A 12,467-nucleotide genomic window follows, 5' to 3' on the forward strand; every position below is an offset into this window, starting at 1 on the left:
ATTTTCTTACGGATAGCGAGGATTTTCAAGATGCAAGCGACTATGCAGCACAACATCGGGCAGTTATTCATGGTCGGCTTCGACGCCCTGGAGCCGAACGAGCATATTATCGGCCTGATCCGGGAGCGCCGCATCGGCGGCGTGATCCTGTTCCGGCGCAACGTCCACACGCCGGCGCAAGTGTCCAGGCTGTGCCAGAGGCTGCAAGAGATTAACGCCGAAGTGAGCGACCAGCCCCTGCTGATCGCGCTCGACCAGGAAGGCGGCATGGTGATGCGCATCGAACAGGGCGTCACGCCGATTCCCGCCGCCATGGCTTTCCAGGCGGCAGGGTCGGTGGACGACTGCCGGCAAGTGAACTTCATCAATGGCGACGAGATGCGCCAGATCGGCATCAACATGCTGCTCGCGCCCGTACTCGATGTGAACAACAACCGCCTGAACCCGATCATCGGCGTGCGCGCCTACGGCGAAGATGCCGACACCGTGGTGCGCTACGGCATGGCGGCCTTGCGCGGGCAGCAAGAAGCGGGCGTGATCGTCACCGCCAAGCATTTCCCCGGCCATGGCGACACGGCGGTCGACTCGCATTATTCCATGGCGCTGGTGCCGCACGACCTGGAGCGCCTGCGCGCGGTCGAGCTGGCGCCGTTCCGCGCCGCCATCGCCGCCGGCGTGGACGCCATCATGACGGCGCACGTGGCGTTTCCCGCGATCGAACCCGATCCAGCGGTGCCGGCCACCTTGTCCAGGGCCGTGCTGACCGGTCTGTTGCGCGAGGAGATGGCTTACCAGGGCGCGATCATTTCGGACTGCCTGGAAATGGGCGCGATCGCCGACGGCGTGGGCGTGGCGCCGGGCGCGGTGGCGACCTTGCAGGCGGGCTGCGACATCGTGCTCATTTCGCACCGCGAAGAGCAGCAGCGCGCGGCGTTGGCGGCCGTGTCGGCCGCCGTGGCGCAGGGGACGATCGCTGCGCAGCGGATCGAGGAAGCGCTGGCGCGCGTGCGCCGCCTGAAGCAGGCGCGCGCGGTGGGCGGCTGGCGCGAGCGCGCCGCTATCCCAGGCGGCCTGATGACAGCCGGGTCGATGGCGCTGGCGAAAAAAGTGCAGAAAGCGGCGCTGCTGGTGCAGGGCGCTTTCCGCCCGCTCGACCCGGCATTGCCGGTGCGCCTGATCACGGTCGAGGTGCGCTCGCGCAGCGAAGTCGATGAAGTGGCGAACGGGCGCAACAACGAAGCACGCAGTTCGATGCTGCCGGCGCTGCGCCAGGCCGGGCTCGACGTGACGGAATATGCCATGTCGGCCGAGGCGTCCGATGCCGAAGTGGCGGCGGCGATCGCCTTCGCCGACGGCGCGCAGCAGATTGTGGTGCAGACCTACAATGCGATGCTGGTCGAAAACCAGCGCCGCCTGCTGGCGGCCATGCCGGTGGACAAGCTGTGGGTCGTCGCCGGCCGCCTGCCGTACGACCTCGACCTGGCGCCGCAAGCGCAAGGCCGCCTGGCCGCCTTCGGCTGCCGTCCGGCCGCGCTGGAACCGGTAGTCGAACGCTTGACCCAGGCGGCATAGCCCCCGGCCGCCCGACGCGCCGGGCGACCGGGCGACTGTCAGGGATCGGTGAGCGATAGCGGCTTTGGCGTAACTGCGCCATTGCCTGTCGCATTCCAACAAGACGCTGTACATACCGGCCCGGTACATTGGCTGCTCCATCCCACGGAGGAGCCACCATGCCGGACAGCATCAAGCGTCGTCATCTTATGGCAGCACCGGGCAGCCTGGCCACAGGCGCCAGCCGCGCCGACGCCAACCGCTGCCGCTTCGTCCCCGGTAGCCGCGCCGGGCATTACGAAAGCTACTTCCTGCGCGCCAACGAGGCCGGCCGCGCGCGCGCCTTCTGGATTCGCTACACTTTCTTCAGCCCGGCCGGCCAGCCGCAGCTGGCGCTCGGCGAAGTCTGGGCGGTGTGGTTCGACGGCGAACAGCGCCGCATCGTGGCGCTTAAAAACCAGTTCGCGCTGGCGGACTGCGTCATCGGGGCGGGCGCGCCGGACCTGCTGATCGGCCATACGCACCTGAGCGCCAGTTGCCTGGCTGGCAGCGCCAGCGGACTTGGCCACAGCATCGCCTGGGCGCTCGGCTACGACGCGCCGCATCCGCCGCTGCTGCTGATGCCGGCGTCGCTGTATGGCGGACGCTTTCCGTCAGCGAAAGCGCTGGTGGGAGCGCCAGGCGCGCTGTTTTCGGGCCAGCTCGACATCGATGGCGAGACCGTGACGGTGAACCAATGGCGCGGCAGCCAGAACCACAACTGGGGCAGCCGCCACACCGATACCTATGCCTGGGGCCAGGTGGCCGGCTTCGACGATGCGCCCGAGGTGTTCCTGGAATGCTCGACGGCGCGCCTGAGATGGGGTCCGCTCCGGTCACCGCAGATGAGCCTGGTGGTGCTGCGCATCGGCACCCTGGAATTGTCGCTCAACAGCATTACGCAAGCGCTGCGCACGCGCGCCCGGATCGACGGTTTTACCTGGGACATCGATGCCCGCGCCGACGGTGTGCGGGTGGAGATCCAGATCGCGGCGCCGCGCGACGCGTTTGCCGGTTTGCATTATCCGAATCCTCCCGGCGGCATCAAGACTTGCCTCAATTCCAAGCTGGCCTCGTGCAGCATGACCGTCACCCTGCGCGGGGAGCCGCCACGCAGGTATAACTCGCGCCATGGCGCCGCCTTCGAAATCCTCACCGACCGCACCGACCACGGCGTGGCCATCCTCGCCTGACACGAAAGCATCCATGATCCCGACCCCACGCCGGCAATTGGCCGCCCTGCTGCTCCTGGCAAGCATCCTGTGCCGTGCGCAGGCGGCGGCGCCGGACGATGCCGTGCCGGCGGCGCACATCAACGGCGCGCCCGTGCACGCGCTCACCTTGCGCGCGCTGCTGCACCAGGCCCGGGACCAGCCGGGCCGCCCGTCCGCCGATGCGGTGCTGGCCGGGATCGTCGCCGACCGCCTGCAAGCGCGCTGGGCGCGCGAGCGTTTCAGCGCGGCGCAGTTGTACCCCGCCAGCACAGTGGGCTTCGCGCCGGGCGTGGGAGTCGACGATCGCGTGGTTGGCTTGCTGCGCAGCATGTACGCCAGCGAACTGGAAGCGGCCCTGCGCGCCCTGCCCGGCGGCGCCCTGGCCGGCGCGATCGAGGCCAGCTACCCGCTGGCGCCGGCAATGCTCGAACGCCTGTTCGGTGCGCCCGGCGCACTGCGGCTGGGCTACGACTTCACGCCCGACCAAGCTGCGCTGGCGGCCCGCACGCCGCTGCTGCGCTATCGCCTGGGCAAGACAGAGCCGGTCATCCTGAGCGTGCTGGACGTGTTAGAGCGCCAGAACGTGCAGGGGCGCATGGAATTTTTCAATCGCAAGATGGATTTCATCGCCCATCAGGCGCGCCTGCGGGTGGCCGGCCTGTTCGTGCTCGACTGGGCCAGCCGCCGCTTCGGCGCGGCGGCCGTGGCCGACCTGCGCCAGGCCCTCGATGACCAGGAGGCGGTGCGCGGCGCCCTGCGCCTGTACGGGCTGGCCGATGGCGCCGAGGCGCACAGCCCGCTGCAGGCGACGCTGGCGCGGCACGTCACACAGGCCGACGTCAACGCCTTCTACAGCGCGCACAAGGACCAGTTCCGGCGCACCGACAAGGTGCGCGCGCGTCATATCCGGGTCGCCAGCGAAGCGCTGGCGAAACACATCGCTGCCGAGGTGGCGGCCGGCAAGGACTTCGCCCTGCTGGCGCGGCGCCACTCGCTGGCGCCAAACGCGGCGCGTGGCGGCGACCTGGGCTGGGTGATGCAGACCGCCGCGCCCGGCTGGCTCGCGGCGCTGGCACGGCAGCAACCGGCCGGCCAGGTATCGACCCCGTTCCGCGCGCCGGTCGGGCCGTCCGCCCCGGCCACGTGGGACATCGTGCTGGTCGCACAGCGGATCGAAGGCTTTTACCCGCCCGGTTCGGAAACCGTGCGCTACATGGCGCGCAAGGCCATCGCCCATGAGCGCGCCCGCGCCGAATTCACCGACGCCCGCATTGCCCTGGTGCGTGCCGCCAAAGTCGACATGCCGTCCAGGCTGCCCGGCGCCACGGGGGCGCCATGAAAGCGGCGCTGATGACGCTCGCTGGCGCGCTGACGGTGGCGGGCGCGCTCTGGCTGGGGTGGCCGCAGGCGCAGGATGCGCCCGCTCCCGTTCCCGCCAGCGCCAGCGCCACCCCGGGCGCGCCCGCCGCCGGCCGTCCCTGGCTGGACGCCTGGCCCCCGGCCAGGCAGGCCATGCCCGCCGACAACGCGCCGCTAGCGGCCGCGCACAGCCTGGCGCAGACGCGCCAGCACGGCGACCCGGAAGCGCCGCCCATCGCGCAGGAGAGCGCCGCGCCGGCGCGTCCCACGGCGGCCGAACTGGCCGACCCGCAGGCTTACCAGGCGTTCGAAGCGCGCCAGAACGCGCAGGTGCTGGCCGCTTACATCAAGGCCGTGGACGACGAGCTGCCGCGCCTGCGTGACGACATCGCGCGCGGCCGCGCCATGGGCATCGCCGCCGACAAAGTCGCCAGGGCGGAAGAGAAGGCGCGCGGGCTCGAAAGCATGCGCGCGCAGCTGATCAAAGATCATCCCGCGCTGGGGAGGTGAACGCGGCCGCACGCGGTCGTGGCAATGCAGCAAGCCGGCCGGGCAGCGCGTCCGTGATGCCCGCAATTACTACCAACAAGATGGAGACCAGATGAAGGCACTATTCAAGCTTGCCCCCGTGGCACTCGCCCTGCTCGCATGCCTGCCGGCCCGGGCGTGGAACACCGAAACCCACCGCCGCATCGTGCTCGACGCCGTCGAGTTCATGAAAACGCACCCCAACCAGACCCGCTACGCGAGCCTGCTGGCGGGCGTGACGCGGGCCGGCTACTCGATGGAGCAGTTCGCCGCCGCGATCGGCCAGGGCGCGCACGATGTCGATTACTTCGAAGACACCTATATCTGTGGCGCCGCCACCGGCAATTGCCAGGGCGCGCCCTTGTGGGGACTCGGCTCGGGCCTGGCGCGCTACACCTCGTTCTGGCACTTCCAGAACCACACCGCCGGCGCCGACGCGCACGGCAACGACTTCGGCGGCTACCACTACGCAAAACTCGGCAATCCGGGCGACATCGACAAGCTGGCCGCCACCTGGCTGGTGGGCGACTACCTGGACGATGGCGCCGGCGGCCTGGGGGGCTGGTTTGGCGACGCCAGCAAGTACAACAGCTACGGCGTGACCGAAGCGCGCTACCGCCAGGGCGGTTACTCGACGGCCAGCATGTACCAGGATTACCAGCACTTCCCGTTCCAGCCGATCGACAACCTGGCGCAGCATTTCTGGACGCGCTTCTTGCAGGCGCCGTCGGCGCAATCGCTCGGCTTTGTACTGCACGCGACCGACCTGCTGCAGCCGCACCACACCTTCAACGTACTCGGTCACAACCATTCCGGCTGGGAAAGCTGGGTCGAGGATTACTACGACAGCGAAAAGCTGGGCGACGCCGCGCTGGTGCTGGCCGCGCTCAACGATTTCGCGCCGCTGGCCACCAACGCGACCGACATCCGGCCGCTGCTCACGCAGGGCGGCACGTATTCGTATCGATATGGGGGAGCGGTGCTGTCGTCGCATGAGCACGCGGTGCGGCGCGGCGTGGCCAAAAAGATGGTCCCGCACGCGATCGCCATGGTGGTGCGCGTGCTGGACCGGGCCGCCGTGCGGCTGGGCCAGTAGCAGCGCAGCGGCAGTCGTCGCGCAGGCCCGCGCCGTGGGCTCGGGCGTCCCTTTATCGGGCAGCCTGGGCTAGCAGCCTGTCGGACTTGGGATCGTCGGCTGCAAAAATACCTGGGACGGCCCATATTTCGCCGCTTTCTCGGCCAATAGCTCGCTATTGGCACTGCGAAATCGTCAAAATCTGGCCTCGCCCAGCTATTTTTTCGCTTCGACTCTCCAAGTCCGACAGGCTGCTAGCGCTGCTGCGAGAGTGTGTACTGCAATTGCCTGCTGTTTTTCGCCGTCACACTCAGGATCCGTTTCGCATCACTCGCGGGAAGCGCCTCAACGCGCGGCGCGCTGAGTTCTGAAAAAACGGAAGAAAAATTCTTATTGTCAGACAAAAGCAATACGCCGTTCTTCACTTTCCAATAGAAGATCGGGGCTGCTAACACTTCCTTGGTACCGATCGTGGCGGTGACATGGCCATCGGCATGGAACCGCAAATCCTCGATCCCCACCGGATCGATCAGTTCCAGTCTTTTCCCTGGAAGATTGACCTTACCCCAATCGGTGTCTTGAAATTTGTCTTCGGCCATGTTCAATCGGTTCACTCCTTCATCAGCAAGCTCGGCCATTTTACTGTTGATGGCCGGCGGGGCATCCGTATGCCCGGTACGGGAGCACGCCTGAAGAAGCACCAACAGCGACGCCGCGATGAGCAAGCGCATTGTTACTCCAGGCAGGACGGCTCCGCTCAAGCAGCGCTGCTGTTCAGGCGCGAATGGCGGATGCTATAGCCGAAGTAGGTCAGCACCGCCACGCACATCCAGATCGCAAACACGGTAAACGTGGTCTTGGACAAGTCTTTCATGATGTACAGGCAGGCGCAGATGCTCAGGCCCGGCACCACGTACGGGCCGAACGGCACGCGGAAGCCCTTGACCAGCGATTCGCCCATCTTTTTGCGCATCACCGGCACCGCCACCGACACCACGATGAACGCCGTCAGGGTGCCCATGCTGACCATGTCCCACAGGTAGGTCGAGTCCACAAATCCGGCCACCAGCCCCACCACCAGGCACACGATCAGGGTATTGCTGACCGGCGACTGGGTGCGCGGGCTTACTTTCTGGAACGTTGGCGGAATCAGGCCATCCTTGCTGATCGCGTACAGGATCCGGGTCTGCCCATAAATCGTCACCAGGGTCACGCTGAACACCGAAATGACGGCGCCGGCCGACAGCACCAGCGCCGGCCAGGTCTTGCCGGTCACGTTCTGCAAAATCACCGCCAGGCCCGCTTCCTGGCCTTCGAACATCCGGGCCGGCTGGGCGCCGAGGGCGGCGACCGCGACCAGCATGTAGAACACCGTCACGATGCCGAGCGCGGCCAGGATGCCGATCGGCACGTTGCGGGTCGGGTTGCGCACTTCTTCGCCGGCGGTGGCGACCGTGTCCAGGCCGATGAACGAGAAGAACACCGTGCCCGCCGCGGCCGTCACGCCGGCCATGCCGGCAAAGCCCTTGCTGTTGTCGGTATTGAAGAACGGCGTGAAGTTGTTGATGTCGAAGCCGGAAAACGCAATCACCACGAAAAACACCAGGATCGCCAGCTTGACCAGCACCATGATGGCATTGGTGGTGGCCGATTCCTTGGTGCCGCGAATGAGCATCACGCAGCACATGATCACCAGGAAAATCGGCGGCAGGTTGATGTGCCCGGCGCGGATTTCCACCCCGTGCTCGCCCGAGACGATCATCGGCGTACGCAGCATTTCGGGTATCTGCCAGCCAAGGGCATTGGTGAGGAAGTTATTCAGGTAGGCCGACCAGCCGATCGCGGTGGCGCTGGCGGCCAGGCCGTATTCGAGCAGCAGGCAGGCAGCCATGATGAAGGCGGCGAACTCGCCGACGGTGGCGTAGGCGAAGGAGTAGGACGAGCCCGACGCCGGGATGCGGAACGACAATTCGGCGTAGCACAGCGCGGTCAGGCCGGCGGTCAGCGCGGCCAGCAGGAACGACAGCACGACCGAGGGACCGGCCTTCGGTACCGCCTCGACCATGGTGAAAAAGATGCCGGTGCCGATGGTGGCGCCCACGCCGATCATGGTCAGCGGGAACAATCCCATTGTGCGTGCCAGGCCGGTTCCTGCATGCGCGGGAGGGGGGTTGGTCGTGCTACCGGCAGGTTTGATGCGGAACAGCTTCTGGCCCAGAGTTTGATTCACGGATTCGTCCCTTTTGTCGCGCTAGATGAATGGCAGCAGCGATTATAGGGGCTATTGCCATTTACTTATACACATCTTTCGCGCGCGAAAAATGGCCGTGCCGGACTGATAACGCAGGGGCCGCCGCATCACTTGCTGAGATCGACTTTATCCCTGCTCTTGCCACGGAAAAAGTTCACGAGCGCGCCGGCGACGGCCAGAAAGCCGATGACGATCAGCTTCTTGAAGGCAAGCAGCAAGGCGAACAGCTTGCCGAACAGGCCCATTTTCGCGGCGGCACCACCGGCGACCAGCGCCGCCAGGCCGTATTCGGCGGCCTTGTCGGTGCTCGGGTTGTAGTCCGCATAGCGGTTACCGGGCGTGAAGTCGCTGAAAGCGGTGACCTTGCGCATTTCCTGGCGGATATTGGCGATCTGGTCCATGTTGGCCACGGCGTTCAGCACCAGTACGCCCTGGCGCCCGAGCACGCGGATGTTGTAGTTCAGGCTATGCTCGGTTTCGCCGACGATCGCCAGTTCCTTGGCCCAGAACAGCTTGTGGGTGGCTTTTTCGTAGCTCGGCTTTTCGGCCCAGCCGACCAGGCTCATGGCCGCGTAGCCCTGCGATTTGCGCTCGCTGTTCTGTTCGGCCACCGATTCCTGCATGTCCTTGAGCAGTTCGTCGTACTTGATGGTGTCGGCGTCGCTGTCCTTGACGTGGCCGTCGGCTTCGTAGGTGATGATCACACCCCAGCCATCCTTGCTCATCACGCCGCTGGCCGGCACGATCATGCCCAGCGAATCGTTGCCAGGCGGATTGCCCCAGCCTTCCACCAGCAAGCGTTCGGCGTCTTGCGGGCTGAGGTAGCGGAAGGTGTCGGGCAGGTTCAGGGTGGCCATGCCGCCCGGCAAGTTGATTTTGCCGCTTTGCATCTTGAGCGAGGCTTCCAGCTGCTCGCTGCTGTGCTCTTGCTTGTCGCCGCCGGCTTGGGCGTGGGCGCCGCTCATGCAGCCGAGGGCCAGCAGGAACACGGCCAGGGATAGGTGTTTGAACATCGCATTCTCGTATTTACAGGGGAGCGGGCCATTTTACGGGGGAATGGTTGTTAACAAAATAATTATTTCGCAAATACAACACCAGCCATTTAAAGATGCATTTAAGATGCACCTTTGCTAGAATGAATCTGTTCTCACCGGAGTGTTCCATGCATCTGACCCGTTTTACCGATATGGGCCTGCGCGTCCTGATTTACCTGGCGCGCGCCGGCGAGCGACGCGTGCCGGTCACGGTGGCGGAAGTGGCGGCGCAGTTCGCATTGCCGGTCAACCACCTGGTCAAGGTGGTTGGTCACCTGGCGCGCGCAGGCTGGGTCTGCGCCACCCGCGGGCGCAACGGCGGGCTGCGCCTGGCCGCCGATGCCGCCACGCTCTCGGTCGGCGCGGTGCTGCGCGAGCTCGAAGGCGACAGCGAACTGGTCGACTGCGAAGGCAGCGGCTGCCGCCTGAGCGGCGACTGCCAGTTGCGCGCCGCCCTGCGCAGCGGCATGGACGCGTTTTACGGGGCCATGGACAAAGTCACCCTGGCCCATATTACGCATGGCGACACCGGCGAAAAAATCGTGCGCATGCACAGGATGTTCCTCGACCAGGACAGGGCCGCCTGACACAGCGCCATCGGACGGGCGCGTTGGCACGCGCCTTTTTTACGACGTTAAAGTTGCATCTTAACTGCAACAAATTGAAAGGTTTTCCATGATTTCTGCCGCTTCCCGCCCCTACATTGACGCCAGCGTTCCCGTCCTGCGCGAACACGGCGTGGCGATTACCACCACGTTTTATCGCAATATGTTCGCGCAGCATCCCGAGCTGAGCAACCTGTTTAATATGGGCAACCAGGCGAATGGCGCCCAGCAGCAGTCGCTCGCCTCGGCCGTGTTTGCCTACGCCGCCAACATCGGCGACCCGGGCGCGCTGGCGCCGGTGATCGAACGCATCGTGCACAAGCATGTATCGGTTGGCATTCGCGAAGAACACTATCCGATCGTCGGGCGCCACCTGCTCGGCGCCATCGCCAGCACCCTGGGCGAAGCCGCCACCGCGCCGCTGCTGGCCGCCTGGGACGAAGCGTATCGCTCGCTGGCCACGCTGTTTATCGAGGCCGAGCGCGCCATGTACGCCGACGCCGGCATCGCTCCGGGCCAGCGCCGCGCCCTGCGCGTGACCGGGCTGACGCAGGAAAGCGCGGAGGTGGTGTCGATCCGCCTGGCGCCCGAGGATGATGCGCCGCTGGCGCAAGGCAAGGCTGGCCAGTACCTGAGCGTGCAGGTCGATTTTGCCGATGGCCGGCGCCAGATCCGCCAGTACAGCCTGTCCGACACCAGCACGCCGGGTAGCGTGCGCATCTCGGTCAAGCGCGAGCCGGCCGGCGCCGCCACCCCGGCGGGGGAAGTATCGAACTGGATTCACGACAATGTGCGCGTGGGCAGCGTGCTGCAGGTGTCGCCGCCATTCGGCGATTTTGCGCCGGACACCGAGTCCGAAGAACCGGTGCTGCTGCTGTCGGCCGGCATCGGCATCACGCCGATGATCGCGGCCTTGAAGCGCATCGCCCAGGTCCGTCCGCAGCGCCGGGTGATCTTCGCCCACGCCGCCCGCAATGCGCAGCATCACGCGCACCGGCTTGACGTGCTTGCCGCGCGCGCCATCATGCCGAACCTGCAAGTGTTCACGTTCTACGAAGAAGTGAGCGCTCACGACAGCGGCGTCCTGCCGGGATGGATGGAGGTGGCGCGCCTGCCGGCCTGGCCGCGCACCGAGACCAACGTCTACCTGTGCGGACCGCTGCCCTTCATGCAGGCGCAATGGCTGGCGCTGGTCGGCGCCGGGGTGCCGGTCACGCGCCTGCACCGCGAAGTGTTCGGGCCGGACATGCTGGACCATCTGTTGTAGGCAAACGTGGGCAGTTACAAAAAAGAACACTGCCCACACGCAATATAGGAATTATGATAACGGAATGTACAGGCAAGCTTGCCTTTCCACCCGCTTCTTTCCTATATTGAAAAAAATGATGACACAGAAATATCGCCTGACAAGTGCCGCCGCCCTGCTGGTTTCCCTGTCGCTGGCGGGCGGGAGCGCGTTCGCCGCCCCAAGCGTCGGCGTCGGCGCTGCCATTGGCAACCCCAGCATGACCGTCATCGACCTGACGCCGGATGACGGACAGGTCGCAGGCTATCGCTTTCACGACACGGCCTCGTCCAGTCTCAATGCCAGCCTGACCGTCCCTGCGGCGTCATGGACGCAGACCGAGAGCGCATCGAGCGACAAGTTCGCACTGATTGACGCGACGGCGCTCTACGGTAGTTCGAGCTCCGTCAGCAGCGCGGGCCAGTGGGGCAACTTGCGCACGGATCTTCACCTCGACGACAGCGTTGGCCATCGCGGCGTCGGCGCCGGCAACCTTAGCCAAACGATGACTGTGGTGGTCACAGCGCACACGAAGGTGGTGTTCTCGGCCTATGGCGAGGTATCGATCGACAATAGCGCCGGCGCCTCCTTCGGCAATGCCGTAACGACAGTCTATTTCGGTGGCGAATACTGGGTCCGCGGCATGCAACAAGGCGCTGGCTGGAATGATAGCGGCGTACGCGGCGAGACGTTCTCCATGTCGTACGTCAACAACACCAACACGGAACAGCACGTCTTCCTGGGCATGCATATCCTTACCCGGGCGGTGTACCAGGCCCCGTCGCCGGTGCCTGAACCGGCGACCTACGCCATGTTCGGGCTGGGCGCCCTGATGATCGGTGCGCTGGCACGCCGCCAGCGCCGCCAGCAACGCGCGCCCTGATCGGCTGCCGCGAACGCGCTATGCCGGTTGCCGCATCAGCGCGATGGCGCACGGGCGCGCGGGCTGCCCTGGCAGCGTTGCTGGCGCTCGTGCCGGCCAGCGCGCTCGCCGCGCCGCGCTTCGGGGACTTTCCCGTCCCTGCCATCCACCACGGCGCCACCGCCCGCCCGCTGCTGGCCGATGCGCACAGCCGCAACTACGCCACGCGCCTGCGCCGCGCCACCGCCGGCAAGGCCGACTTCGCGGGCCGCTACGTGCTGGCCACCTGGGGCTGCGGCGCGTCGTGCATCATGTCCGCCGCCATCGACGCCAGGACCGGCGCGGTCAGCTGGCTGCCGTTTACCGTGTGCTGCTGGGATGCGGACGTCGACACCCCGCTTGAATACAAACTGGACAGCCGCCTGCTCATCGTGCACGGAGCTCGTGACGAACAAGGCGGCGGCACGCACTACTACCAGTTCGACGGCAAGCGCTTTGCCGAAATCCGCACGCCATAACCCTGCCCGCCCTGCCGCCGGCTGCTAGCCTGAATGTTTCATGAACTGCCAGTGCGTTGCTGGCTGGACGATACGAAACCTCGTCGGCAGTGTTTTCGATGGTCGCGGGTAATGGATGCCCTACCCGATTGAACGGGGCATCGAAT

The 12,467-nt window shown here is 65.9% G+C and carries 12 protein-coding genes; 9 read left to right on the forward strand and 3 right to left on the reverse strand.

All coding sequences use genetic code 11. The features are described from left to right. Positions 1 to 30: 30 nt before the first annotated feature. The 5 genes from nagZ (at position 31) to F2P46_RS21010 (ending at position 5,787) form a co-directional block, all read left to right on the forward strand. Complete coding sequence (gene nagZ, locus F2P46_RS20990; protein ID WP_166893759.1) at positions 31 to 1,572, forward strand: beta-N-acetylhexosaminidase; 1,542 nt, start codon at positions 31 to 33, stop codon at positions 1,570 to 1,572. Positions 1,573 to 1,730: 158 nt separating this feature from the next. Beyond that, entirely contained in the window at positions 1,731 to 2,783 is a 1,053-nt protein-coding gene (locus F2P46_RS20995) for a hypothetical protein (protein ID WP_229509379.1), read from the forward strand. A gap of 13 nt (positions 2,784 to 2,796) precedes the next feature. Further along, positions 2,797 to 4,143, forward strand: a complete 1,347-nt coding sequence (locus F2P46_RS21000; RefSeq protein ID WP_166893761.1) for a peptidylprolyl isomerase — start codon at positions 2,797 to 2,799, stop codon at positions 4,141 to 4,143. After that, complete coding sequence (locus tag F2P46_RS21005) at positions 4,140 to 4,673, forward strand: hypothetical protein (protein WP_166893763.1); 534 nt, start codon at positions 4,140 to 4,142, stop codon at positions 4,671 to 4,673. Before F2P46_RS21000 ends, F2P46_RS21005 begins: the two co-directional genes overlap by 4 nt. Positions 4,674 to 4,764: 91 nt before the next feature. Then, on the forward strand, positions 4,765 to 5,787 hold the full coding sequence (locus F2P46_RS21010) for a phospholipase (protein WP_166893765.1): 1,023 nt from the start codon (positions 4,765 to 4,767) through the stop codon (positions 5,785 to 5,787). A 233-nt stretch (positions 5,788 to 6,020) separates the two neighbouring features. Here F2P46_RS21010 and F2P46_RS21015 read toward each other — a convergent pair whose 3' ends face one another. From F2P46_RS21015 to F2P46_RS21025, 3 genes are all read right to left on the reverse strand, one after another. Further along, positions 6,021 to 6,497 (reverse strand): hypothetical protein, encoded by a 477-nt coding sequence (locus tag F2P46_RS21015; RefSeq protein WP_166893767.1) that lies wholly within the window; start codon positions 6,495 to 6,497, stop codon positions 6,021 to 6,023. Between the two features lie 26 nt (positions 6,498 to 6,523). Then, a complete protein-coding gene (locus F2P46_RS21020; protein ID WP_166893769.1) occupies positions 6,524 to 7,996 on the reverse strand; it encodes an amino acid permease in 1,473 nt (490 codons plus the stop codon). Positions 7,997 to 8,124: 128 nt separating this feature from the next. Then, positions 8,125 to 9,030 (reverse strand): DUF2167 domain-containing protein, encoded by a 906-nt coding sequence (locus tag F2P46_RS21025; RefSeq protein WP_166893771.1) that lies wholly within the window; start codon positions 9,028 to 9,030, stop codon positions 8,125 to 8,127. Positions 9,031 to 9,179: 149 nt separating this feature from the next. Between F2P46_RS21025 and F2P46_RS21030 the strand changes: the two genes are divergently transcribed. From F2P46_RS21030 to F2P46_RS21045, 4 genes are all read left to right on the forward strand, one after another. Beyond that, the gene (locus tag F2P46_RS21030; protein ID WP_166893773.1) at positions 9,180 to 9,638 is read left to right on the forward strand and encodes an Rrf2 family transcriptional regulator; all 459 of its coding nucleotides are present in this window, start codon (positions 9,180 to 9,182) and stop codon (positions 9,636 to 9,638) included. An 88-nt stretch (positions 9,639 to 9,726) separates the two neighbouring features. Then, positions 9,727 to 10,923, forward strand: a complete 1,197-nt coding sequence (locus tag F2P46_RS21035; protein WP_166893776.1) for a globin domain-containing protein — start codon at positions 9,727 to 9,729, stop codon at positions 10,921 to 10,923. 115 nt (positions 10,924 to 11,038) lie between these two features. Further along, positions 11,039 to 11,824 (forward strand): PEP-CTERM sorting domain-containing protein, encoded by a 786-nt coding sequence (locus tag F2P46_RS21040; RefSeq protein ID WP_166893778.1) that lies wholly within the window; start codon positions 11,039 to 11,041, stop codon positions 11,822 to 11,824. Positions 11,825 to 11,844: 20 nt separating this feature from the next. Then, positions 11,845 to 12,321, forward strand: coding sequence for a hypothetical protein (locus F2P46_RS21045; protein WP_166893780.1), 477 nt, complete (start codon positions 11,845 to 11,847; stop codon positions 12,319 to 12,321). Positions 12,322 to 12,467 lie beyond the last annotated feature (146 nt).

It is taken from the genome of Massilia sp. CCM 8734 (assembly GCF_011682155.1).
GTDB lineage: Bacteria > Pseudomonadota > Gammaproteobacteria > Burkholderiales > Burkholderiaceae_D > Telluria_A > Telluria_A rubra.